17 protein-coding genes and 2 pseudogenes are annotated in these 25,504 nt (G+C 37.9%); 8 read left to right on the forward strand and 11 right to left on the reverse strand.

The window, feature by feature from the left end; all coding sequences use genetic code 11:
* Positions 1-11 precede the first annotated feature (11 nt).
* From DBK98_RS22635 to DBK98_RS22655, 5 genes are all read right to left on the reverse strand, one after another.
* A complete protein-coding gene (locus DBK98_RS22635; protein WP_005808352.1) occupies positions 12-2,468 on the reverse strand; it encodes a PQQ-binding-like beta-propeller repeat protein in 2,457 nt (818 codons plus the stop codon).
* 101 nt (positions 2,469-2,569) lie between these two features.
* A complete protein-coding gene (locus tag DBK98_RS22640) occupies positions 2,570-4,363 on the reverse strand; it encodes a RagB/SusD family nutrient uptake outer membrane protein (RefSeq protein ID WP_022011707.1) in 1,794 nt (597 codons plus the stop codon).
* A 12-nt stretch (positions 4,364-4,375) separates the two neighbouring features.
* Positions 4,376-7,822, reverse strand: a complete 3,447-nt coding sequence (locus DBK98_RS22645; RefSeq protein ID WP_032536820.1) for a TonB-dependent receptor — start codon at positions 7,820-7,822, stop codon at positions 4,376-4,378.
* 161 nt (positions 7,823-7,983) lie between these two features.
* Positions 7,984-9,009 carry a FecR family protein gene (locus DBK98_RS22650; protein WP_005808358.1) on the reverse strand — a complete coding sequence of 342 codons (1,026 nt, stop codon included), beginning with the start codon at positions 9,007-9,009 and terminating at the stop codon, positions 7,984-7,986.
* Positions 9,010-9,083: 74 nt separating this feature from the next.
* Positions 9,084-9,656 carry an RNA polymerase sigma-70 factor gene (locus DBK98_RS22655; RefSeq protein WP_005781333.1) on the reverse strand — a complete coding sequence of 191 codons (573 nt, stop codon included), beginning with the start codon at positions 9,654-9,656 and terminating at the stop codon, positions 9,084-9,086.
* Between the two features lie 1,194 nt (positions 9,657-10,850).
* Between DBK98_RS22655 and DBK98_RS22660 the strand changes: the two genes are divergently transcribed.
* Positions 10,851-10,997 (forward strand): NVEALA domain-containing protein, encoded by a 147-nt coding sequence (locus DBK98_RS22660; RefSeq protein ID WP_232307381.1) that lies wholly within the window; start codon positions 10,851-10,853, stop codon positions 10,995-10,997.
* Between the two features lie 306 nt (positions 10,998-11,303).
* Here DBK98_RS22660 and DBK98_RS22665 read toward each other — a convergent pair whose 3' ends face one another.
* Genes DBK98_RS22665 through DBK98_RS23495 form a run of 4 tightly spaced genes read right to left on the reverse strand, consistent with a single transcriptional unit; the run spans position 11,304 to position 14,145 of the window.
* Positions 11,304-12,557, reverse strand: coding sequence for a glycosyltransferase (locus tag DBK98_RS22665; RefSeq protein WP_032543947.1), 1,254 nt, complete (start codon positions 12,555-12,557; stop codon positions 11,304-11,306).
* Complete coding sequence (locus DBK98_RS22670; RefSeq protein ID WP_005808368.1) at positions 12,526-13,257, reverse strand: hypothetical protein; 732 nt, start codon at positions 13,255-13,257, stop codon at positions 12,526-12,528. Before DBK98_RS22670 ends, DBK98_RS22665 begins: the two co-directional genes overlap by 32 nt.
* A gap of 34 nt (positions 13,258-13,291) precedes the next feature.
* Positions 13,292-13,972 (reverse strand): transposase, encoded by a 681-nt coding sequence (locus tag DBK98_RS23490; protein ID WP_229067038.1) that lies wholly within the window; start codon positions 13,970-13,972, stop codon positions 13,292-13,294.
* Positions 13,891-14,145, reverse strand: a complete 255-nt coding sequence (locus DBK98_RS23495; RefSeq protein WP_234064501.1) for a helix-turn-helix domain-containing protein — start codon at positions 14,143-14,145, stop codon at positions 13,891-13,893. The genes DBK98_RS23490 and DBK98_RS23495 overlap by 82 nt, the downstream gene beginning before the upstream one ends.
* A gap of 702 nt (positions 14,146-14,847) precedes the next feature.
* Between DBK98_RS23495 and DBK98_RS23500 the strand changes: the two genes are divergently transcribed.
* From DBK98_RS23500 to DBK98_RS22700, 5 genes are all read left to right on the forward strand, one after another.
* Positions 14,848-15,054 carry a transposase gene (locus DBK98_RS23500; protein WP_234072593.1) on the forward strand — a complete coding sequence of 69 codons (207 nt, stop codon included), beginning with the start codon at positions 14,848-14,850 and terminating at the stop codon, positions 15,052-15,054.
* Between the two features lie 314 nt (positions 15,055-15,368).
* Positions 15,369-15,668, forward strand: a complete 300-nt coding sequence (locus DBK98_RS22685; RefSeq protein WP_005808376.1) for a hypothetical protein — start codon at positions 15,369-15,371, stop codon at positions 15,666-15,668.
* Between the two features lie 727 nt (positions 15,669-16,395).
* Positions 16,396-17,763, forward strand: coding sequence for a DUF4932 domain-containing protein (locus DBK98_RS22690; protein ID WP_080594320.1), 1,368 nt, complete (start codon positions 16,396-16,398; stop codon positions 17,761-17,763).
* A gap of 184 nt (positions 17,764-17,947) precedes the next feature.
* Positions 17,948-19,315 carry a radical SAM/SPASM domain-containing protein gene (locus DBK98_RS22695; protein ID WP_050503227.1) on the forward strand — a complete coding sequence of 456 codons (1,368 nt, stop codon included), beginning with the start codon at positions 17,948-17,950 and terminating at the stop codon, positions 19,313-19,315.
* 228 nt (positions 19,316-19,543) lie between these two features.
* Complete coding sequence (locus tag DBK98_RS22700; RefSeq protein WP_005807054.1) at positions 19,544-21,031, forward strand: IS1182 family transposase; 1,488 nt, start codon at positions 19,544-19,546, stop codon at positions 21,029-21,031.
* A 110-nt stretch (positions 21,032-21,141) separates the two neighbouring features.
* On the opposite strand, the pseudogene DBK98_RS22710 reads toward DBK98_RS22700, so the two are convergent.
* A pseudogene (locus DBK98_RS22710) lies at positions 21,142-22,420 on the reverse strand (IS66 family transposase); the annotation flags it as partial.
* Between the two features lie 81 nt (positions 22,421-22,501).
* Between DBK98_RS22710 and DBK98_RS23505 the strand changes: the two are divergent.
* Both DBK98_RS23505 and DBK98_RS23510 read left to right on the forward strand, forming a co-directional pair.
* Positions 22,502-22,837, forward strand: a pseudogene (locus DBK98_RS23505) (6-bladed beta-propeller); the annotation flags it as partial.
* 19 nt (positions 22,838-22,856) lie between these two features.
* On the forward strand, positions 22,857-23,384 hold the full coding sequence (locus tag DBK98_RS23510) for a 6-bladed beta-propeller (protein WP_232307377.1): 528 nt from the start codon (positions 22,857-22,859) through the stop codon (positions 23,382-23,384).
* A gap of 263 nt (positions 23,385-23,647) precedes the next feature.
* Here DBK98_RS23510 and DBK98_RS22720 read toward each other — a convergent pair whose 3' ends face one another.
* Entirely contained in the window at positions 23,648-25,489 is a 1,842-nt protein-coding gene (locus tag DBK98_RS22720; RefSeq protein ID WP_032537009.1) for a RagB/SusD family nutrient uptake outer membrane protein, read from the reverse strand.
* Positions 25,490-25,504: the final 15 nt, after the last annotated feature.

Here is a 25,504-nt window from a genome sequence, read left to right on the forward strand (position 1 = left end):
TGTATATACAATTAATCATGTAACCTAAAATTATAAATATTACCTCCAAAATCGGTAACGAACAGACAGTTACCGCTTACTGCCACACTCGAGAATACCGGAGCTCCCAAAGCACGTTTTCCACGATAGGCGCCTGTGTCCAAGTCAACGGCATGCAAATGCCCGTCACTGGCCCCAAAGAAAACAGTTGCTCCCACAAGTACAGGCGAAACTTCGACTGTGCATTCATGGCTATGAGAATAAGGGACAGTATAGAAAAGGCTTGTTCCGGTACGATAGTTCCAGACCTCTTTAAAAGTGAGACGGTCAAATGCAACCACTCCTTTATTGGAAGTGGAAACAACCAGATATTTATCCGTCACAAGCGGAGCGCAGGCCGAATTAAACTCATAAGAAGTTTCCGCCATTTTCAGAATATCTCCGGAACGTGGGTTGATCACATATAAATTCTCACATGAGGCCAGATAGAAATTACCATCGTAAAAAGTTGCCGATCCGTCACGGAAACGAATTTTACTGTCACGCTTCTTCCACAATAAAGTACCGTCATTGATGTCATGTCCGAAGAGTCCGTTCCAATGTGCAGACGCCACTAATACTCCTGCACCTACAGTCAAAGTAGAAGTGGTTCCCTCACCTCCATCCCAGGCTTTGTTCTGCCACAGGATCCTTCCATCGGCAGTCCGTACGGCACAAGTTCCTTTCGCATGTCCGGCATACACCACACCATCGACAACCGCCAAGCCTTCATCAAGAAGTGGCAATAGAGAAACCGGCAACTGTGTTTGCCAACAAACCGTTCCTTTTTCTGCATCTATGGCGTAAAGCATCCCCGAAGCATCCGAAGCAAACACGCGCCCGTCTTCATAAGCAATGGTATTCTTTATCGAATTAGAAGCACTGAAAGTCCAGCAAAGACCTCCTGTTGCAGCATCATAGGCTTTTATAAAGCATTTCTCTGCCCTATCATCGTCAATGGTTCCTATAAACACTTTATTCTGTGCCACTATGGGCGAACACATATAAATATTGCTGCCTGCATTTCGGACCCAGTTGGTTTGCAGAGGCAAAGACACTGTGTCATTCACCAGTTGATTGTGGGCGGCATTTCCACGAAGTTCCGCCCAAATGGCGGATGCCACAGCCGAAGCTGCCGGCTGCCCGGTTACGGTGTAATCCACCCTTTTCGTCAAACGGGTTCCATCCTCAAACTCGGCAGTCACCAACAAGCGCTGCTTGCCATCGGACACACGGACTGTTCCGCTCCATTCCCAGTCTGTTTCGGGTAACAATGTGACAGACGACATGACTTTCCCGTTCCGTTCAACAGAAGCCGTTACTTTTTTTGCGTACGACACCGTACGATAAGCATTAATCCGAACTGTCATTTTACCATCAGAGACAGAAACAATTTCACCTTCTGCCGGATAAGCAGAAGTCAAGATTCCATCGATATAAGTATAACGGGTTTCCGAACTGAGTTTACCTTTGGTATCAGCATGATAAATCCTGAAACAGGACGTTCCGTGATCGATTCCTCCTTTATCCGGAGTGGATGAGCAGTAGGTCTGAAGTCCCGACTTCAACTGCTTATAATAATGATTGTGCCAGTGTCCGTAAATCATGGCGTCCAGATTATAATCTGCAAAGTCTATCTGTTCGCCGTTTTTATCCTTGAAGAGCAAATCGTCTCCCCAAAACCATAAGTCGTGATTAAATAAAACTACCCTTTTATCTCTATTTATTTGTGCAAGGTCATTCTTCAGCCAACGGATGATATCAGCACGCCTGTACGAGGGTGCATGATCACCACCCAGCATCGGAGTAACCACATAATGCACATTACCAACGTCGAACGAATACCATGAAGGACCGAAATGACTCTGCCATAACTCTTCACCATACCTTCCGGCACGCAAATCATGATTACCCACACAATAATAAGTCGGAACCCCCAAATCCTCAGAACGAAGATAACGTCCGTGAAAATCCTGATGGGCTTCATAACAAATATCACCTGTATGGATGATAAAAGCAGTCGGATTTGTTTTCACATACTCTTTCAGATTGTCTATCCAGTCACCATACAGAGATGTCTCTGTATCTGTGATTTGTACAAACGAATATCCATTTCCTGTCCTTACCGGACTCTTGCAAATTCCCAGTTCATACTTTTTCCCGGTCCCGTCGAAAGGTAAATAATGGGAAGCAGATGCCTGAAATCCATCGGGCACGGTCAAAGTGATAAACCGGGTGTCTTTATGTCCCGGAAGTATAAAGCTACCATCTTCCGCCGTTTGCACCACATGGAGCCCATCTTGCACACAGACTCCCTTTATCCCTTTCTCTCCGGCATCACGAATGCCGTTTCTGTTTGTGTCGATATAAACCCCGCCTTCTATCTGTGCGAAAGCAGAACTGCCAACTCCCAGGAATAAAGCCGCTATACCTGCAAATAACTTCAACATATTTATTGTTTTACTATATTAATCAGTTTTATCTCTTAACGAAAACAGCAGGCTTCTCCCGCTACTGCCGGAGCAGCCTTTCTGTTTTCGATATGATAAACCTATTCCCAGAATGGATTCTGATAGAGGTTTTCGTTAACAGTAATATCTTTGGTAGCAACCGGATAATAATAATATTTAGGAGATACAAAAGTATACTTACCATGTTGCGCTATCAGGTAGATATAGCCTTTTGTCCCTTCGGTGAGCCCAATCGTATTACCTTCCAAAGCATAAACCGTCAATTTATACTTTTGCTTGTCCTCCTCAGGTATCTTATCTACATCCGCTTTCTTTTCCACTACTGCAATGTCCGGTGTACCATCACCTGTTACATCATAATAGCCCATTCCCGGAATATACGCCCCTTCCGGAGCAGCCTCAAACAACTTTCCACATCCCCAACGCATTAAATCACCATATCTGAACCCTTCGCATGCCAATTCGATTCTGCGTTCACGGCGCACTTCCAGCACAGCACCTTTTTGTGAAGACTGTACATTGGAATAACGTTCTTCCTGTACCGGATCAATATTAGCCAGCCAGTCGTCCAACGAAGCATCCGGCATACCGGCACGCTGCCTGATCAGATTGATTGTATTATTGATGTCATCTTGTGTAAGCGTACCCAATTCGGCCTTTGCCTCAGCATATATCAGCAAAATTTCAGCGTAACGGATAATAGGTAAATCAGTATAAGATTTTCCCCAATCCATCTGATCGAATGTCAACGGACGGAATTTGATCTGCGGATATCCACCCAGATTCAGTTTAGCCCGGTGAGGCTCGGTAGTACCCACGTTCAGGACACCCGGTTTCATAAAAGTCTGCTCCAGACGAGGGTCCCGATTCTCAAAGATCTCCAGTACCGTCTTGGTCCGGTAACCTTCCACTTCATGAAAATATTTGGTTTGTCCGTCCTCAACGACTAAATAATCTTCCATCAGACTACGAGAAAGTCCCGTATTATAGTCAAACTGAGCCTGGGCATTGTGCAGGCGTCCTAATGCTTTATCGTAATCAGCCACCAGAATCATTTCCGGGTTTTGCGTAAGATCCGCACTACAGAAAAGTGACTGATAGGCAGGCAGGCCACTCTCTTTGGAAGTCGACAGACTGTAATGTTTTGTGTCCATAATCTTCCGGCAGGCCTCCACCGCTATTTTCAGGAAACGGTCGCCATCATTCAGTTTCAACTCGGGATGATATTTACGGAATGTCCCTTCATGCAAAGCAATCCGCGCCTGTATAGCCAAAGCAGCATTCCGGTAAATACGGGTCGTACTATTGTTTGTTTTCATGTGGGTCACGGCAAAATCAAGATCGGCCATTATGGAATCTACGACCAGGGAACGAGGATCCTGTGACTTATATAGTAACTCGGTGTCCGTCGTTTGCAGGTCATGGCTATACCATGGCACATCCGAATAGTCTTTCACCTTTGAATAATAGATTAATGCACGAAACATACGTGCCAGCCCGATGTAGTGATTAATCTCACCGCGGTCACCCTCCACACGGTCTGTCCTCGCTAACATAAAATTGACCGTACGAATATTCTTCCAACTCCATTTACCTATGTTATCGGGTCTATATTCACCACGCATCATTTTATAAATATCAGTATCTTCCGTGTAAAGCATATTGTCGGAAGGAGTATCCGAATAGCTTGCATCAATGTATCCGTACATGCCATTGGTATAGGTTTCCAAATCGGCAGGAGAAGAGAAAAAGACCTTCTCCGTGATACTGGTCTCAGGGAAACGATCCATGAATCCGTCATTGCAACTTGTCATCAGACCTGCGCCTGTCAGACAGCACGCAGTCAGTAATATATGTTTTATTTTTGAACACATAACTTATCTTAATTAGAATGTGAGATTTAAACCAAATGAATAAGAACGCTGAAGAGGATAAACAATATTACCTAAACTTTCCGGATCTACCTTATAATGTTTGTATAAGCCTGAAAACTCACACAGATTATCACCGGAAAAGAAAATACGCAAACGTTCAATTCCTATCTTATTCAACAGTACTTTAGGAAGAGTATAACCTACGGTGAGGTTTTTCAGACGGACATAAGCCGCATTTTGCAGGTATCTGGTCTGAACAACTCCACACTCCCTGTCTGTATTTTCCGCCACATAAGCTTTCATACGCGGGAAATACGCGTCCGGATTTTCCTCTGTCCAATGGTCGTACATATTACCCACGGTAATATTTGTCCAGGGCTGTGCATAAATACCCCAGAAATAAAGGTCGCCTGTACCCGGATAATAATCTTTCTTACCTACCCCCTGGGCAAACAGGCTAAGATCGAATCCATTCCACTGTGCATTGGCCGATAGACCAAATGTATAGCGTGCACGGCTGTTACCAATGACTTTATAATCACCATGGTCTTCCAGTGTCCATGCTCCATCGGTTATTTTACCGTCTTTATTTTCATCTTTAAATTTCAGATCACCGGGAGCCAGCGGACGGGTACCCGGATAGGAAGTACACCATGACTGGTCTGCATGATTCTTTATATCTTCCTCGGAAGTGAAAAAGCCTAAAGTCTCTACCCCCCATATCTCACCAATCTCTTTTCCTACATAGTAATCACCCAACAATCCTTTCGGATTTTCGTACTTCGTAATATAGGCACGGCTATCTGCCAGATTAAAGTTCACATCATAATAAAATAGTCTTCCGGCCAATTTGAACTGATCTTTCCAACCTACGGTCAATTCCCAACCCTCTGTCTTCAAGTCGGCTGCATTTTGCTTGGGAACATCCGTTCCCAAAACACTTGGCAGTGTCACTCCTGCCGTCAACATATCTTTTGTTCGGCGTACATATACTTCACCCGTTATGCTTAAACGGTTATTGAAAAAATTAGCGTCTACAGCAATATTGGTGGTAGTTACCTTTTCCCAAGTCAAGTTACCGGCTACCAATCCGGGAGCTCCCACATATACCGGCTGTTGTTTCTCCAGTATCTGGCTGATTTTTCCCGATCCCATCGTGGCAAGATATGCATACGCATCCACATCCTGATTTCCCAGACTACCATAAGAACCTCTCAACTTCAAGAAACTAACCACATCACTCAAAGGCTCAAAGAACTTTTCACGCGAGATGACCCAGCCCAATGATACGGAAGGATTAAATACAAAACGATCATTCTTCGGGAAACGCGAAGTACCGTCATAACGTCCGTTAAATTCGAAGATATATTTATCGTCGTAGATATAGCCCAAACGCGCGAACGCACCTCTTAAAGCCCAAGTCGTTATACTTTGAGACATATTCATATCTCCCGTGGCCAGGTTAATGGTGGGAAGTGAACTTGAAATCAGCTCTTTACGATTCGCTTTCACATAATCATATTTATACTCTTCCTGATTGAAACCTGCAACAGCAGTAATGGCGTGTTTCTTCGCAAATGTTTTCTGGAAAGTACCATAAACATCAAACAAGATGTGCTTTGTATCGGAATTACTGCTCGAAGCATCCGATACGGTAGAAATAGGATTAAACGTCAGGACAGGCAACTCGGGTCCATTGCGATAAGTGACAGGCAGATTATACCAGTTGCTTCTGGTCTTGGTATTTGCAAAAGCAAAGGTTCCCTGTACCCAAAAGACATCTTTGACTATATCCATCTTAGTAGACAGGTTGATATTTGTATTTGTTTTCCAGTCTGTAGCACGTCCGCCTTCGGCCAATGCCCCCAATGTACCCACACTGGCATCTGTCCAGGTTCCATCAGGATTCTTAACCATATCCATCGGATTTTTACGGTACATCTGTTTATAGGTGTTGGTCATGGCATTCGCATAGTCATAATCGGAAGTGGTCAGGCTCACATTGCTGCTCAGACTCCACCAATCCGTCAGTTTAAACTGTAACTTGGTACGCAGGTTATACCGGTTATAAATGTCGTTTCCATACCTTAACATACCGTTCTGACGATTGTATCCTCCCGAAAAGTAATAAGAGATACGGTCTGTTTTCCCGGAAATATCAATATTATGGATCGTAGAGAAACCTACATCATTGTAAGCCTCGTCCACCCAGTTTGTACGTCCAAAATAAGTATAAGAACCATCCGGATTCAGGAAGTAGGGAGAAGTGGAAGGATCTTCGGAACATTTTTTCGCATAGGCCAGTTGTTCCTCGTTATAAAGGTTATACCACGGATATGACATTGTATTTCTCGTAGTTGCCACCAGATAAGGGTCTGTTATAATTTCCGGCATACGAGTGTTGGTACGCAATACAAAATTGTTGTTATAGTTAACAGTAAGTTTTTCATTGCTGCCATTTTTAGTTGTAACCAAAATAACACCGAACGCAGCACGCGACCCATATATAGCAGAGGATGCGGCATCTTTCAGCACAGAAATATTGGCTATATCAACAGGATTCATGCGATTCAACTGATCACTGGTGGAAACAACCCCGTCAATGACTACCAACGGAGAACCTCCGTTCAGAGAAGTAGTACCACGAATGTTATAGGAAGGGGAGTCATCTGCCTCACCATCACCGACAGACACATTAAGGTTGGCAACGGCACCTTGCAAAGCCTGCCCCATGTTCAGTACCGGACGGTCTTCGATTGTTTTAGTAGATACGGTCGCTACCGAACCCGAAAGGTTGACTTTCTTCTGTACAGCATACCCCACTACCACAACTTCGTCAAGTGCTTTACTGTTTTCCTGCATTACAATGTCCATCACCGTTTTATCGCCTACCTTCACCGTCTGGGTGATATAGCCGACATACGAATACTGAAGCGACTTGCCTACCGGAACTTTCAATGAGTATTTGCCGTCGATATTGGTTATGACACCGGTAGTTGTTCCCAATATCGTTACATTTACTCCGATCAAGGTTTCACCCCTTGCGTCTGTAACGGTACCGGTTATCTCTTTCATTTTTGCAACGTGGTCATTCCGGACATTTTGTTTCTCCGCACCGGGAATCAGGATAATCTTTCTATTCTCCACTACGCATTTGCAGTCCGGCAGAATTTGGGATAAAATTACGTCAATACGTTCATTATCGGCCTCAACCGTGACTTTACGGTTCATGTCAATTTCCGCATCATTGTAGAAGAAAGTGTACTCACTCTTCGATTCAATCGATTTAAGAACCTGCTTCAGGGGAACTTGTTTCACATGGAGATTAATACGTGTCTGCTGAGCATAAACTCCCTGAAAAACAAACAGGAACATAATAAAAGACATAAGTCTTGCTAAACGAATGTTTCTTTCTGTTAAGAAAAAGCTCAAAAAGCTCCTCCATTTAAATTTATTCATATCTTTGTAAAAGATTTAAAGTAAATAATTGCGTCTCCTGCAAGAGACGTGATTAAAAGAAATCTGAGATAGGTAAATGCTGCAACATTTACCTATTTTTTTGTCTGGTTGTGTGTTTCTACATATTTTCATTCAATTTTTAAGGTTAATACTTGTGTTTTCTATCGCTTTCGGGGAAGAATGTGTAAAACACCATTTTCCCAATTATATTTTATAGGAGCGACCAAAGTCATCGCTTTCAGGATTTCTTCCAACTCTTCCCCGCTTCGAACAGAGAATGACATAAAAACTTTCTCAGCAAAGTCTGACGGACATTCAATATCCACCCCATACCATTTATTCAAATTAATGATAATATCGGCCAATTTATCATTGTCGAAAGTCAGCTCATTCTGAATCCAACTGATATAATCATCCGTATTGACCATCTGTACCTTGGTCCGCTCACTCTTCTTATCATAATTTATCAACTGCCCCGGAGTCAGTACCACCGAATGGTTCATCTTGCAACCGGCAATCTTCACACTACCTTCTACCAATACTGCCTCGACTCCGGATTTCCGCTGATAATTGTCGACAATAAAGCGTGTACCCAACACTTCCACTTTCATTTCTCCGGCTTGCACCCGGAATGGAAGTTGCTCATTTCTCCGCACTTCAAAATAGGCTTCACCGGACAAACTGACTTCACGGACTGATGCACTGAACGTTTCCGGATACTCCAACAAACTATTTGAATTGAGCCATACAACCGTACTATCCGGTAATACAAAACGGCCTTTACTTCCATTGGCAGTCAGCAAACGGTTCATGACTTCCTTCTGCCCCGGAGCCGAACTGCTACCCCAATAATAAGAAACAGAACCGACAGCAAACAGTATCAAAAAGACGGCTGCCACTCGCAGGAACAGACTGAAATGTTCCGGAAAAACGAATCTGCTTTTACGGGAACCGGATTCCGGTATTTGTATCCGTGATCTAAACCGGTCGAGTGCTACTTCCGTTTCAACATCATCAGTAGCCAGCGTATTGCCTAAAAGCCATAAATCACGAACTTCGGAAAACTCGTTCCGGTTCTTTTCCGATTGTTTCAGCCAGTTCAAAAGAAAAACTTTCTCTTCACAGGTAGCTGTACCATCCAGAAAACGTATAATCACTTCGTTTATGTCTCCTATTTCATTCTTCATTTTTAGCTCCTCTATTAAGTAATACAAGTGAAATTTAAAAAACCCTCCTCCAAAACATACTTTTTTTAAAAATATTATTTTGAGCAGAGATAGAGTAGGAATAAAAGGCTCATTAAACCTTTATTTTTAAGATGGGTACGCAACTCCAACAGAGCACGGGTCAAATACTTTTCTACAGTCTTGGGTGACAGATCGAGCTGAACAGCAATCTCCTTTACCTTCAGGCCGTAGCTTCTGCTTAGTATAAATACCTTCTTTACCTGTACAGGCAGTGTTTCGACAAAAGCTTCGATTTCACCCCGAAGTTCCTTCATGAATAATGAGTTCTCCTGATTATCTTCCTGAATCTGCAACGCATCGATCTGATCTGAAAAACATTCCATGGACTCTTCTTCAGTATATTTCTTACTGGTGAGAAAGTTGAGAGATTTATTATAGACGGCCTTAAAAAGATAGGCCTTTACTGCTCCATCGAATTCAATATCTGCACGCTTATTCCATAAAGCAACAAAAACATCTTGAACGATGTCTTCTGCAACATCCCAATCATTCACAAAGCGAAACGCATACACCCGCAACACTTTATAATATTGCCGAAACAGTTGCTCTACCGACTCAAGGTTCGAATACATTGCGTTTTTCTTCATTTAAAGCATTAGTTAATAAAAAGACATTGACAAAGTAACAAATAATAATAATAATCTCAAAATTTTAAGAAACTGTTTTAGTAATCGTAAGGAATAAGTTGTGACGGTTTTCAAACGAACCGTTTTTCTCATCTCCATAAAAACAGGTATCTGAACAGGGTCTTAGATAACCATAGCCATTGAAAGCACTGCCCGCACCCATACTTACCGATTGACATTATGAAAGCAATATTCCAAAATCCGTATTAAAAAAATACAATAAATAATTTTAGGCTAACTATTCATTTTACCAAAAACAGTGAAACAGAAGCGAATCGGCAAACAAAATGCAAATATTTGGTCTGTTTATACCCTAAAATCCGGAAACAGAAAACAGGAAGTTAACATCGTAAAGATAAAAAACAAACTTCTTGCCAAGAGAGAGTTAACATCGTGAAAGCAGGAAGTTAACTTCTTGCTTACACGATGTTTGTCTTCCAGAAAAAAAAGTAAGATCACGTCGTAGAAAATAGAATAAATCGCCCCCAAAAAGAGCATTTTTTTCTACAATCCAATCACAAACGGACATCATAGAAATAGCATTTTAAAACATTTACAACACTTTTACTTTCATTTTATTACAATATCCATCAACAGCCTTTTATTACAATCAAAATATCGTCCAAACACAAGACGCATGAATTATGCTATTTCAAAATCCATGCGTTTTTATTCAGCCCATCTTCCTTCGGACCGTAAAAAGCGTTTCTACGCATTTTTAAAATACAAAATGACAGATTGTAAGTGATCATAAAAACATGTTGTATCACCTCTTTAAGTCAGCATAATGCGTACCAAGAGATTGTTTTCTAAGCATTACTTAAACTAATCTCAAAGCATAGACGAATGTCAATCGAAAAAGTCACAGAGCCTGCTATACTCCTCACAAAAACGGAAAACATAGACCGAAAGGAAACTCAAAACAGCTCGATAGAACCAATCTGAAAATTTATTCAAGGAGAACTTAAATAAGTGCTAAAATTATATAATCCTCAATAAAGAGCATTACGTTTTTTTTAACTTGAAAAATAAAAGATTTAATAAAAAAGCAACTATCTTGCAAAAAAGTATCAACCTCTTAAATATTTGTATTATGAAAAAAAAAGAAAGCTACATCTGATCACTTCATTATTTATTACAGGTATAATCACTTTGGTGATAAGTTTTAATCTAAACTCTCACAAAGAAGCAAGAAAGACAAATATCATATTAGCTAATATAGAAGCATTAGCTAATATGGAATGGGCACAAGAAAATCTCACTACAGCCTGTAGACCTTGTATAAATACAATGGGAGGTTGAGAAGTCACTTTTTATTGTGATTATGGCCAAGGTGGCTGTTACAATACAGCCTGCATAATGGTTATTGCTTTTGATTAATCCCACTAATTCCATGAAGACAAAAGTCCTTTTATACCTTACTTTTCTTTCTATTACTTTCATGCAATAACAGCAGGAAAAGTAAAGAATTATCTTCTTTGCAGATAACATCAATTTCGATTCCTGAAAATCTTAGCATAAGTGCTCCTATAGATTCATTATTTTCAGAAATAAAATTGTTATCATTAGAAACCAAACAAGGATATGAAATAGCTGATATTTTCCACTTTATACCCTATACATTGAATCAATAAGTTTCATGTAGCATGCTTTCATGTATTTGATTGCAAATTTTGTTTTATATGTTCTTTTTGCTTCTTTACTTAAATTTTTGCATAGTTCTGGATGATCAAGTAAATTAATAATGTTTCTAGCTAAATTTATTTGATATAATTGTCTCTTACTTTCAATTCTAGCTACTTTTGCATTGACTCCATCAATAAAAATATTTCTGAGACCTAAGCCATTTGATGTTATTATTGGCAAACCATACATCATCATTTCTATAGCAACATAGCTACATTGCTCATAATAAGAAGGTATTATTCCAATGTCTGCAATAGTTAACCACTCTTTAACATCTTTTCTATTTAATCTCCCTGTTATGATTATTGAAGAAGCAATTTGAGATGATGCGTTTATGATTTCTTTTATTGAAACTTCATCTCCATCACCAATTATAACAAGCTTTACATTTGGATATTCTCTTAGTACGATGTGCATTGCTGATAATAGTTCAAATATTCCTTTCTGTTTTGTCGGTCGCCCAATAAATAGTAAAACTTTATCTTCATTTCTTAAATATAACTTTTTTCTCTTTGTATCTTTATCTTTTTCATTTAACAAATCTTTTTTCTTTGTATCTCTAAGTCCATTAGAAATACAGTAAATTTTTCTTTTATTTATTTTATAAATATTTTGTAATATGGAAAGAGTGTCATTAGACAAACATATAATGCGATCAGCTAATTCATACATTCTCATCTCTTTTTTGTACATTTTAAGAATGTAATCCATATTGGATCTCATATTTACATTTTTTGCCATATAAGCATTTTTTATTACTTTTTCATATTCATCTATATTTCCCATGAGTGATACGGTCCAATAGAAATCATGAATGGTGAATACAATTTTAGATAACGGAAAATATGTTTTCAATGATTCCATAAGATCATCACATGGAGTGTGATTAATGAGAAAAACGTTCTCTAAACTATCTTCAATATATAATCGCAGGAATTTTTCTATAACATCTACATAATACACAAAGTGAATTTTTAAAACAGGAAAAAGAATTTTTCTTATTTTTTTTTCTTTGATGATCTTGAACTCTTCAGTTTTTGCATTAAAAACAATTAGACAGATGTTGTATTTCAGAGAACAGAAACAATAAACTAACTCTTGAAGATAGATGCCAATTCCATTCTTTTGAGAACTCAGGTATTCATCAAATATATAGATATTTTTCATTGCTTTCATTTTTTTTATTTATAATATTTAGTAATATACCCGCTAAGCCACTTCTTAGCCCTATTGGATAAAAAGATAATTTTTTCTGTAATTTCTCTGAATTTATTTTTATGAAATTAGTTATACTAATATTGTAATTACTGATTGATCTATAATGATAAAAATTGATATAAATATCTAATAGCAAATTTAATGAATTTGGATTGTCCAGTTTCTTTAAAGCTATACATAGCTTATGTAATTCAGAAAAATATTCTTCATCAAATGGTAGCTCAGATCCTGTCTTTAATGCTCCTTGTAAATGATAAATTACATAATGTAATAATCCCATAATGCCATTTTCTAGAGATAAGTCTAAGATTCTATTCGGACTGATTTCCATTATGCTCCGATCAATAGATTCACAAATGTCAATGCCTTCCCCTTCTATAAATTCTTGTTGAAGCAGATACTCAATTCCCCATCCAATGCCCAATATCCCAGAAGAAAATGATAATGTCCTGCAATGATTAATATTTTTCATAATATTACTCAATAAAAAGGAAGTCGCATCTAGATATATTTGATTGTTTGTGTATCTAGCATAACTCGAAATAGCCAATGCAACTCCCATTTGTCCATACCATAAACCCATGTCGTTTATAAAATATGAATTTAGCATTAAGTAATGAACTATTCGTTCAGCATTATTAAATTTTTGTAAAATCATAATATTAAATAATTATTTAAGTAAGTGTTCATAATTAAGCAGCAATATGCGCATAGTTAATTTTCAAACTTTTCCCTACTTCAGCCAACAGCCTGTTGGTGGCATAGAAAAGTGTATCAGCGGAGGTATAATCTTGTGGTCTGGGCCACTTCCCTTTCATTACCCTCCAAAGAGTCTCGACAATATTCAGATGAGGGAAGTATGGAGGAATGTAGAAGATAAAGAGTCCCCGCTTTTCCCAAATAGGACGCATCTCTCGAATCTTGACATTCCTGTGTACACTGGCATTGTCAAGCGCCACAACTGTCTTTTTGTCAATTCTGAAGGAATATTGTTCAAGAAAGTCGACAACCTTTCCGACATCAATAGTTTGACTTGTGCAGAAGACCTCGAAGCGGTTATCACGGTCAATCATCCTAAAGATATTCAGTCTTTTAGCTCTTTTCGAAGGTACAAATACATCATCTCCGGGAAACTGCCATCCGTATGGGACATAGCATTCGGTACAAACATGCGATTCATCACCGTAAAAGAGGTTGATTTCTCCCTTGACATAGAGCCTTTCAAGTTCTTGCAGCTTCTCTGTTTTATATACGTAGAACTGCGACGAGGGTGCACCCTTTAGACGTTTTCTTATAAGTCTACTTGCGTCAATGCGGATAAAAAACGTCGAAATATCAAATCGCTCGCCTCTTTGCCAGAGAAGTTTTGCCATGCTTCCTTGGCTGAGCGAACGCTTTGTCTGTCCGATTCGATGGCCTTGCAAACTGCTTCCTCGTCCGAACAGTCCATGATGGGTTTGAGCCCTTGTCCGAGACGAGTGCGCAAGCCTTTGATGCCATCGGTTTCGAACCGTTTCACCCAACCGTTGACACTTTGAGACATCATTTCGGTTTACTCTCCCACTTGGACAGAGCTCAAGCATTCCGATTTGAATAATACACAGTGACAACGCATTCGAAAACAATGGCTTTCTCCATTGCGAAAGCCAAAGGTTAATTCTCTCCGTTCTGATTCTGTCAACGTCAATGTCTTGATCTTCATTCGCATGTACATTTTGTATATGACGAAGATACAACAGTTTTAGCATATGTGAAATAATTATGAATACTAGAGCCTGTTTAAATTTTATCGTTTGAAATAAAAAGAGTGCTTCCTCTTTCCGTCCAAATGATTATTTTGGGTTACCAAGCTTCAAATAATTATGTATTGTACGGATTTAGAAGAAACACAGTGGCAAGTTATCAAGAAAATCTTGAACTTGCAAGAAAGAAAGCGAAAATATAATTTGCGTGAAATATGGAATGCTATATTCTACTTGGTAAAAATCGGGTGTCAGTAGCGCATGCTTCCTTCTGTTTTTGCTCCTTGGGAATTAGTTTACTACTATTACCGCAAATGGTCTTCTTTGAATGAATTTGATTTGCTATTGAATAACTTACGAGAAAAAGTGCGTATTAAAATGGGGCAAAAAGTAGAAGTTAGTATCGGTATCATGGACAGCCAAGGCGTACGTTGGGGTGATAACCGTTCTCCTAATGGCATTGAGGGGAACAAGAAAGCAAGAAAGTAAAAGGGATTAAACGCCATGTGGTAGTAGATAAGAATAATTTTCTACTTGCTGTCATGGCAACGATTGCCTGTGTGCATGATAGCAAGGCCGCTTATCTCTTAGCAAGATGTCTTAGGAAACTATGTTGCAATGTGAAAATCATATTGGCAGATGCAGGTTATCGTGAAGAAATAGCGGAAAAGATTAAAAAGCCTTTGGATATATCCTTGAAGTTACAACTATAAGTGGAGATAGGATAAACGGATTTAAACCAATAGGAAAAAGGTGGGTTATGGAAAGAACTTTTTCATGTTTTGACAATTACAGAAGACTCTGCAGAAACTATGAACTTACATTCGATTCGGCAGAGGAAATGGTAAAACGGGCATCCATTAGGATGTTATTAAATAAAATTCAAACAGGCTCTAAATATATCATGTTAAGTTTGACAAAATTATCAGGCATGCAACTTGTTATTTTTCGTTAATTTTCTCTATCCTGTTTTTATTTCCTATTTTTTTTGTATATTTGAAAAAATCAATTTTAAAACACAGTAAATATGAAAAAAATTAAGATTTTAGTTAAGAGTCGATTCCTTAGCAACGAAGAAATGAATGATGTACAAGGAGGTATAACTTGTACTGTGGGGTCTCCTTATTCAAATTGTCAAGGATTCCCACCAACAACCTTTACCACATGTGGTCCAGCACAAGCAATGCCAACGGGATATATGACTGACGGATCATCCGTTTTATGTGGCAATGATATGCAATATGGAAGCAGTACTTGTATGGGAATTGGTTTTTGGTCTACTACTTGTGGGACTGGAAGTTTTTATGGCGGTGGAGGTACCAAATAGTGCGAAATTAGCAAAAAGATAAGTTTAGTCTTATAAAAAGTTATTAATTAGAACACTAGTTGAAGTTGTACCGTATATAGAGAATGTTAAATAAATTATTTTGACGTTTTTTTCAACAGGTATATACTTCTCTATCATTCAGAGCAATACATATTCATAGTTGAACAGTATCTTTTGGATGTAATTTCAGTGGCCACTTTGCTTGGTTTATTCTTACCAGCGCAAGTGACAATAGGCATTGAATCAACCAATGATTTTGTCATGTCACAATCTTGAGATTTGAATAAATGGATCAACTGTCTGACTAGTTTTCTGACAGCCCTTACAAGACATTCAATTTATAATTGAATGTCTTGTAAGGAGGTAACTTGGGGAACCATGAAAGTAGATATTCCTTAGTAAAAGTATGTATGCCTTTGATTTTGAAGTATTGTTGATTAAGTTCCGCAGAACAAATAGGCTGGATTACTGTTATCGCTGAATCTTTGACAGTAGAGCTTTAGTGAGGACTCGTAAATAACGCAGATATACATATATAGTTTTATAATTTTAATTCTTTTTTCTAGGGAATCATAATTTTAAAAAAAGCAGTTTTATTCTTTTAATATACTAATTTTCAAGGAGATCTAAAATATTTCATTGAGACAAATAACTAAATAATAACATTTTATTAACAAGTGAAAAGGAAGTTGATATTCAACTGCTGATTCACATTAATAGTATTTATATGAAAAAAACACTTTTGCTTTTTATGATGTTACTCTATATCCACATAGGGGAAGCACGAATAATTCCATGTATTGATGAGCGTTTTGAACTAACAAGTATAACTTTTGCTTTAGCAGGTGTTCCCGAGTTTTGTGAAAGCAAAATATCATCCTATTTTAGAGACCTAGATTATTTTACTCCTTATGAATTGACAGAACCTATAAATTATGTAAGAAAACTTAATCAGGAATATAAAATTGGATATAATGCAGTTGCTAATGTAACTGCTTTTTTAGAAATAAAAAAAGGAAGAGTGACTCTAAGGTCAGATATTTCTAACTTGGCTGAAATAGACTCAAGATGGAATGAAAAATTACTTACTGAATACATTAGAATGCTCAATCGCTTTTATAAGGAAAGTAAATTTGATGTCTTTTTTAACAACCACAAGGAACTTTACAAAATCGCTGAAGAGCGTATGGGGAAATATTTTGCTAATATCAATTTGAATGAATGGTTGAATTCGTTTTATGGGAGGGGAATGAATCAAGACCTAAATATTTATATTAGTCTCATTAATGGACGTCATAATTATGCATTTCCGGGTGGTGTTATAATAGGTGTTATAGGAGACGAAGAGGGGCTTCCCACCCCTAATTTACAATCACTTCCTATTTTGGTGCATGAAATATTACATCATTATACAAATTCTATATTTTTTGCTTTTTGGGATGAAATGAAAGATACTGCAAATAAAATTTACCCTTTTATAAACAAAGAAATGACTAAGATTGCATATGGTAATGCGCAAACAATGGCATTGGAGTGGTTGAATAATTTATTTGTTTTGACGTATTTGAAGCAAATAAATTATGAAACGATGGAATTTAATCTTGCTCAAGACATGCAAAAAGGTTTTATATGGATGCAAAGAAGTATGGATTTTATGGATAACTTTAATCTAAATAGGGAACGTTATATGTCTATTGAAAAGTTTATGCCACAACTCATTTCTTTTTTTAAATATATAGCTAATAATTTTGATTTAGTAATTAAAGAATATGAATATTTAAGTCCATTTATTACAAATATATTTCCTGCACCCAACACAAGCTTAATAAGAGTTGATGAAATAATAATCACGTTTTCACAACCAATGAATGGCTCTTATGGATTTTGCGGAGTTCCTTCTGGCTGTGAGCCATTACCAGTTGATTTTAATAAGGTAAAATGGAGTGATGATAAATGCAGCTTTATAATGAAATTGAATTCGGAAACTAAAAAGTATAATTGTAAATATGGTGTTAAGTTAAATCCAAATGCGTTCCAATCTTCAAAGTATTATAATTTAAATAATAATGTTGATTGTGACCTTGTATTTTATTAATACTTTCTATATGATTACTTGAAAATTAATGGAAATAAAAGTATAGATTCTTTGGGGTAAATAAGCTAGAAACACTTTGGGACAAACAAGTATTATACTTTTTTTAGTAAAACCACCTCCAAATAGAAGTAGGTTTCCCCTCTATCAAACGCAATATTTATTTAACAAAAATCCAATAATCAAGATGAAAATTTCAAAATATACATTCCTTTTTGATGTTAATGAGATCAATTACTTCACATATAATACTCTCTCGAATGCTCTTATTGAAATAGATAAGCAGATATATTCTGATCTAAAAAAGAATGAAGGTAGGGCAGAATTATCAGATATAACGTTCGATAAAGAATTATGTGATATTTTATTTGAGAATGGAATTCTCACAGAAAATGATGAAGATGATTATTTAAAATATAAAGCAATAATAAAAAAGATGCGTGACCAAACCAATTTTATGCATTTAACACTTGCGCCAACTATGGATTGTTGCTTTAACTGTTTTTACTGTTTTGAAAAGTGTAAAGGGGGTAAATATATGCCATCCGAAACTATAGATGCAATTATTAAATATATTAATTCTCGAAAAAATATTGAAATAATTAAGCTTACATGGTTTGGCGGAGAGCCATTAATGGCTATAAAGGAAATGGTCGAATTCAACGAGAAGCTATCCAAAATCTGGATGAAAGAGATAGATAATGATATTATAACTACAGGATACCATATAAATAAGAATGTTATTGAGATATTAAAAAAAATTGGTGTTAATTCTATTCAAATAACAATTGATGGAATAAAAGAAACTCATAACCAAGTTAAATATCTTCCAGATTGTCCAGATGTATTTTCAAAGGTTTGGAATAATATTGAATTGTTACATGAATTGGATCCAGATATAAAGATTACAATTCGAGTTAATTTAACAAAAAAGAATGCTCATGAATATGAACAATTATTAGAGTTGTTTTGGAAAACATTTAAAAATTCGAAGAATATTACAATTGCTCCCTCATTCGTTATAAATAGGGGAACTATTGATTGCATAAGTAATGATTGTTTAAACTCCTTATTATTTAATCATGACGAGCGTACAAAATACATATTATCATTGGCAGGTAGGGGAATAGATACTCCATATATTAGATACCCTAATCGTAGATTTGGAGAATGTGCTATTAGAAATAACATAGCTATTTCTTTTGATCCAGAAGGCTATGCATATAAATGTTGGGAAGTAATCGGAGACAAGAAGTATGCAATAGGCAGGTTAAACTTGAATGGGGAATTGATAGAGTTAAATGCAACAAATATAAATCGTCAACTATATGGAGCGGATCCTTTAGAAGATGCTAATTGCGTGAAGTGTAAATATCTACCCATCTGTGGCGGAGGATGCCCCATTCAAAGAATACAAAATAAATTTGAAAATGGAGCAAATAATCCATGCATTTATTATAAAGGCTATATGTTAGACTTTCTTAAATTTTATATTGAGCGAAATAAGCAAAACTTTAGTAACCCTTCAGTAAATCCCGTCGGCTCCAAAAGCTAAAATCCCGACTTTGCCGTCTCCTACATGAGTCGGGATTGGTCTTAAAAATAGTATGATTGGTTTTGTTTTTTCAAAATGCTCTGACGAAGTTGTAGTGCACTCCTACTTGTTCGGTAAGCCTCCGATAAAGTGTAAGCCCCCCGAGAGTCTGTGCAAAAACCTTAGACGCTATATTGAATTATCATTTATTTTTCGTATATTTATGGAAAGAAACTAAACAATATATCTATGAACTACATAGTAGGAGAAAACAGAAATCAAATTCAAATGATAGCTCTTGAACAATTGGTTGCTCCAGATTCTTGGGCAAGGGTTATCGATTTATTTGTGGATATCTTGCCTATAGATGAGCTTGGGTTTAAACATGTCAAACTTCAATCAGAAGGGAGACCACCGTATAATCCTGTAACATTACTAAAATTGTATTTATATGGTTATAAGCACTCAATAAGGTCATCAAGAAAGTTGGAACACTCCTGTAAAGTAAATGTGGAATTATGGTGGCTATTAGGAGGCTTAATGCCCTCTTTTCGGACAATTGCTTATTTTAGAAAAAATAATGCGGAGGCTTTTAGAAAAGTCTTTAGGCAGTTTGTTCTTATGTTAAAGGATATGGGTCTGATAGAAGGCGAAACCATAGGTATAGATTCTTTTAAGATATTTGCCCAAAATAGTCTCAGAAACAATTATACACAAAAAAAGATAGACAGACATCTTGAATATATAGATAAACGTATTAAAGATTTTGAAGCAGCTTTAGATGAGACTGATAAAGAGGAAGAAAAAGAACTTCTTGAATCTAAGATTAAATTACAACAAGATCGGCGTAAGAAATACGAAACTCTTGATACGGAATTGAAGAATAGTAATGATACTCAAGTAAGTCTGACAGACAAAGATTCAAGAGCATTAATGTTAACCAATAATGTATCAGGAGTTGGATATGCGGTTCAAGCAGCCTCTGATAGTAAACACAAATTATTGGTTCACTCTCATATTGGAGCATCAACTGATAAAAGAGAACTATCAACAGCGGCATTGACCGTCCAGGAACTACTACAATTAGATTCGTTCAACACACTTAGCGATGCCGGTTATACTAGTGGCGACCAACTACAAGCCTGTAAATATTCGGGAATATGTACTTATTCATCACCTATGCCATCAACATCGCCTAATTCCAATTCCATACCACTAGCTGAATTTCATTATATAAATGACGGAGATTATTATATCTGCCCTTGTGGAGAACAAATGACAACAACAGGGAAATGGAGGAGCCGCCCCAATTATAGATCAAAAGTATATAAAACATCAGCCTGTGTAAATTGCTCAATAAGAGAAAAATGTACTCAAAATCAAAATGGCAGAGTAATAGAAAGAAGTGAATATCAAGATATAATAGATGAAAATAACGCTAGGGTTATAGGAAATAGGAATTACTACAAATTGAGGCAACAAATTATAGAACATCAATTTGGGATTTTAAAGCGCCAATGGGGATTTACATATACTCTAATGAAAGGCAAAGCCAATGTGTTGAGTGAGGTTAACATCTTTATGACCATATATAACCTGACGCGCTGTATCACCATAATGGGGATGGACGAACTCAAAAGAAGACTAAAGGCTTTCTTGCCCTTAGTATCATTATATATGTCCTTATTGTTGATAAAAGATGAAATGCAGAAAAAAGAACTTTATCTTGTGATTTAAATATGTAATCCAAATACACACGCTTGAATTGATATAAAGGAAAAGTGTGAGCTTAAGAAGATCACTATTCCTCTAAAAGTAGTTTTTGCACAGACTCCCGAATGCTTACCATGGTTTCCGCAAAACAAAAAGTTCTTTCTAGATAAGGCAATAGGCCTTATCGCGTTTTCAGCCAGATTATTATCTATTTTTAGTCTACCATCTTGCAGATAACTCCTCATTCTTGACCATAATTGATACGCATAGCCTATCTATAGCTTGTCCCATACGACTCTTAGGTAGTACTTTGGGATAGGTAGCCTCCATCCAGCGTTCCAGTGCATCCATAATTGGAGTCGCCAAGCGCTGACGTAGCTCTGCACGTTGTTCAGGAGCGAACTCATCATTATCTGCCATCCGTTCTATATTGTAGAGGCTTTGTATTTGAGCCAATGCATACTCTGCTAAGGATTTATGTTCATCTAAGGCTTGTTCAAAATGTCGTCCAATGTGGGCCATGCAGCCTGCAAGACACACGCCTTCCTTGTCACTAAAGACATTGTATACCTGATATCTATCACTCTGCAGGTATCCTTGGAAGGTAGTGAGTAATTTCTCGACTACTTGGGTAGAACGTGATCCGTCTTGATAATGAAAGAAGGTTACTCCATCAATGACCGATCGAACTACCCATAAATATTCTTTCTTAGCCCTATGGGCCTGATTATCTATTACAGGTAGCGTGGTCTCGTCCACTTGGATATAATCAGCTTTGAGTGTCTCTTCTTTTAAGACCTCATAGAGCGGAGCTAATAACTCGCAAGCTGGTTTAAACCAACCATTAAGACTGCTTTCACTAAGACGAACCCCTAAATGACGAAACGATTGTATTTGTCTGTAGAATGGAGCGTGGTATTCATATTTCTGAAGTAGCATCTCAGCCAATAAACTAGCTCCTGGGAGTCCTTTATAGATTGGTAGTAGTGGAAGTGGTGCAATCATCACCCCTGATTTACCGGCTTCGGGTAAAGTTGTATTTGCTTTTAGGCCATACTTAGGGCGAACAATTTCTTTCACATACAATTTACCGGGTTCGAACTCCAATGTGCGTGTTCTCTCTTCACCGATACGTTTGTACAGGGTTAAATCAACACCTTCCGGCTCTATTACAACTTCAACCACAGGAAGACCTTCAAGCATCTTGCATGTCTGACGTTCCTTTTTACGTTCTACTGTGGATTCTTTAATCTCTTTCTCGGCTGCTTCTTTAGCTGCTTCAATTTCTTGTAACTGCTCAGAGAGGGAGCTCTCAAACAAGTTGAGCTGACTGGGGGCCAGATGAGCCAACTTCTCACTCTTACGGCCAAAATATTGTCTCTTTAGCCAAGCCAACTGCTTTTCTAAATCCTCTTATTGTGATTATGGCCAAGGTGGCTGTTACAATACAGCCTGCATTAATGGTTATTGCTTTTGATTAATCCCACTAATTCCATGAAGACAAAAGTCCTTTTATATTCCTTACTTTTCTTTCTATTACTTTCATGTAATAACAGCAGGAAAAGTAAGGAATCATCTGCTTTGCAGATAACATCAATTTCGATTCCTGAAAATCTTAATATAAGTACTCCTATAGATTCATTATTTTCAGAAATAAAATTGTTACCATTAGAAACCAAACAAGGATATGAAATAGCTGATATTTTCCACTTTATAGTATATGATTCATTAATTATCATCAATGACGATCGCAAGAAATTATTAATATTCAATAATAATGGAAAGCTGATAAGGCAGATTGGCAGGCAAGGGGAAGGACCGGGAGAATATCTTTCTCTTAGAGATTTTTATGTCAACGATCAGAAAGAGATACTTTTTGTGGGGAGGGACTTTAGGTATCAAAGATGCCAGCCCCAAGCGCTCAATGCTATATCGCGTAAATGGTTCTATACAAATTACAGAAGGCTACTTTCCTATTACACATCCCGCAGAAGGTGCCCTTTATAGATTCTCAACTTACAAAAACTTAATATTAATAGAGCCTATCTTTGGAGACTATCATATTTACCAAATAGATTCTTTAGGTAAAGTGTCTCCACGCTATCAATACGATTTCGGAAAAAGAAGTTATCATGGGGAACTTGATTTCAGAAAAAATATGTCACCGGACGAAATCAACCAAATCAATGAATCGGTAATCCAAATGATCAACTTTCAGGAAACCGATCAATGGCTACATGTTGATTTTGGATTCAAAGGTAAAGTGTATTCATCTTTTTGGAATAAAAAAACAGCCAGAATTTATCTGACCAACACAACCGCCAGTAAAAAAAAATCCGGAAGAGTTCTGTTTCTGGTGGGCAAGACAAGCTTATAAAAACACTCTCATAAACCCGGTAGAAGCTTCATGGATATGCGAAGAGTTAAATCGCTTATCTCCTCAAACAATAGAAAAATGGAAACTGGAAGCATATAGAGATATAAAAGAAGACGACAATCCGGTACTTGTATTCTACAAGTTCAAATAATAGTTCACTACTGAAATCATGATCACAAAAACCGGGTTGTAAACAAATGTAAAGTCCATCTGTCTACAACCCGGTTTCATCTATATCGGATACCTATTGTACGTGTGTTTCCTTACCAGCCGGGGTTTTGTACCAATTTCTTCGACTTTTGTATCTCTGCCAACGGAATGGGGTACAAATACATACGCTTCTCAAAAATACGGGTCTCAAAAGCAGTGCGTTTCATAAATCCCTCAAGATCGGTGGCATTCATATCCATACCATGAACAGGGCCGCCTTGTTTATACCCTTCTTCTTCGGCACACATCCAACGACGTACATCAAAATAACGCTGTCCTTCGGCAAACAATTCAATGCGGCGCTCGTGACGTATGGCTTTCTCCTGCAACTCCCGGTTGCCGATAATTTCCGGTTTAATGTCTTTCAGTAAGGGAATACCGGCTCTATAACGAATGCTATCCACATACTGGATAATACGCGCATCACCCGGATTCACATGATTCAGGGCCTCTGCATACAACAAATAAAAATCGGCCAGACGAAACAACATACTTGCACGATACTTGGATTTCGGATTGTTGCCTTGATTCAGCAAATCACGGTTCATACCTTTATAAAGTAAATATCCCGAATAACTCATATCTGCCTTCGAATTGTCATCCGGCATTCCTTTATAAAAATAAATCTTCTTATCGGTCTTTTGCCATATTTTGCCGGAATAAGTAATGTCCTGGTAGAAACGCGGTTCACGGTTCTTATACATATTGGGTATACCGTCTTCACCGATGCCCTCTTCTTTATACAAACCCGATTCATCAATGCTTTTACCATCACTCATCAAGAAGTCATCAATAGCTTCCTGAAGAACTCCGACACAACTGAATCCACTAAAAATAGCACGCGGAGTACATCTGCGTTCACGGCCTTCACCGTTTACTCCGCCCCAGGAGTTCTTACTGCTTTGCCAAACCGCCTCCGAATTGTTAACGCTTACCTGAAACAACTGATAAAGCGATTCTGCCGGATCGATCTCACCGTCCTTCACCACCTGGTATAAAGAGTAGCGCCCTTTTGAATAATCAATAAAGCGTTGCAGAGCGTCCAGAGCAGTTTTCCATTTCGTGTCATCCTTTGCCGGAAAGAGTTGTTTGCCCTGATTATCCTTCAAAGCAACAGCTTCGGGATAACCACCATTGAACAACGGACTTGCCGCATACACATGCAATTTGGCCAAAATGGCCAACGCTGCCCCCTTGGTCGGTGCCGCCGCACGTTCATTGTTAATAGTACCGTCCGGATTCAGTTCTTTCTCCGGTAGCAAGTCGTAGCATTCATTAAGTTCTTTATCAATAAAGGCAACTACTTCATCTACCGAATTTCTGTAATAATCCAAGTCAGCAGCCGAAGGATCGGCTATTTCGGTCATAATAGGAATGGGACCATATAACTCGAACAACAGATAATGATAATAAGCACGTAAAAAACGTGCTTCGTTCTTCAGAAGAGCCAGTTCTTTTTCATCAATGAAGTCGGCTACATCTCCGTTCTGAGGAATGACATGGGCGTATGCGATGAATTCGTTTGCCTGCCGGATTTGCTTGTAAAGGCTCCAACGTGACAAATCGGCCGATCCGGCATGATAGCCTATCGTTGGAATCGTTTTCACATTGTTCTGTGCTGACTTCAATTCGTCTGAAACAGCCGGCCAGGGATTATCCAAACCGGTCAGGCTGGCATAGGCATCCGTTATGATGATGTTCGACATATCGGGGATACCGGTATAGATGTAGCGATGAAACCTGCGTGCGTAACTTGTGTTATTAAATACTTCTTCCATAGTCATTTCGGCAGCCAGATCATCTGATACATTTAGATAATCTTTACAGCCGGAAAGGAGAGCCGCACTCAATCCAAGTGCCAGTATAAAGGTCGGTAAATTCTTAAAAACTTTCATATATATACTATTATT

The sequence above is a fragment of the Bacteroides sp. PHL 2737 genome, from assembly GCF_004115325.2.
In the GTDB taxonomy this organism is placed as follows: Bacteria; Bacteroidota; Bacteroidia; order Bacteroidales; family Bacteroidaceae; genus Bacteroides; species Bacteroides hominis.

What these genes read in the sequence shown, in the direction of transcription:
- DBK98_RS22635 (WP_005808352.1), bottom strand. Translation starts at nt 2,468, where the DNA reads ATGTTGAAGTTATTTGCAGGTATAGCGGCTTTATTCCTGGGAGTTGGC.
- DBK98_RS22640 (WP_022011707.1), bottom strand. Translation starts at nt 4,363, where the DNA reads ATGTGTTCAAAAATAAAACATATATTACTGACTGCGTGCTGTCTGACA.
- DBK98_RS22645 (WP_032536820.1), bottom strand. Translation starts at nt 7,822, where the DNA reads ATGAATAAATTTAAATGGAGGAGCTTTTTGAGCTTTTTCTTAACAGAA.
- DBK98_RS22650 (WP_005808358.1), bottom strand. Translation starts at nt 9,009, where the DNA reads ATGAAGAATGAAATAGGAGACATAAACGAAGTGATTATACGTTTTCTG.
- DBK98_RS22655 (WP_005781333.1), bottom strand. Translation starts at nt 9,656, where the DNA reads ATGAAGAAAAACGCAATGTATTCGAACCTTGAGTCGGTAGAGCAACTG.
- DBK98_RS22665 (WP_032543947.1), bottom strand. Translation starts at nt 12,557, where the DNA reads ATGAAAGCAATGAAAAATATCTATATATTTGATGAATACCTGAGTTCT.
- DBK98_RS22670 (WP_005808368.1), bottom strand. Translation starts at nt 13,257, where the DNA reads ATGATTTTACAAAAATTTAATAATGCTGAACGAATAGTTCATTACTTA.
- DBK98_RS23490 (WP_229067038.1), bottom strand. Translation starts at nt 13,972, where the DNA reads ATGGCAAAACTTCTCTGGCAAAGAGGCGAGCGATTTGATATTTCGACG.
- DBK98_RS23495 (WP_234064501.1), bottom strand. Translation starts at nt 14,145, where the DNA reads ATGATGTCTCAAAGTGTCAACGGTTGGGTGAAACGGTTCGAAACCGAT.
- DBK98_RS22685 (WP_005808376.1), top strand. Translation starts at nt 15,369, where the DNA reads ATGAAAAAAATTAAGATTTTAGTTAAGAGTCGATTCCTTAGCAACGAA.
- DBK98_RS22690 (WP_080594320.1), top strand. Translation starts at nt 16,396, where the DNA reads ATGAAAAAAACACTTTTGCTTTTTATGATGTTACTCTATATCCACATA.
- DBK98_RS22695 (WP_050503227.1), top strand. Translation starts at nt 17,948, where the DNA reads ATGAAAATTTCAAAATATACATTCCTTTTTGATGTTAATGAGATCAAT.
- DBK98_RS22700 (WP_005807054.1), top strand. Translation starts at nt 19,544, where the DNA reads ATGAACTACATAGTAGGAGAAAACAGAAATCAAATTCAAATGATAGCT.
- DBK98_RS23510 (WP_232307377.1), top strand. Translation starts at nt 22,857, where the DNA reads ATGTCAACGATCAGAAAGAGATACTTTTTGTGGGGAGGGACTTTAGGT.
- DBK98_RS22720 (WP_032537009.1), bottom strand. Translation starts at nt 25,489, where the DNA reads ATGAAAGTTTTTAAGAATTTACCGACCTTTATACTGGCACTTGGATTG.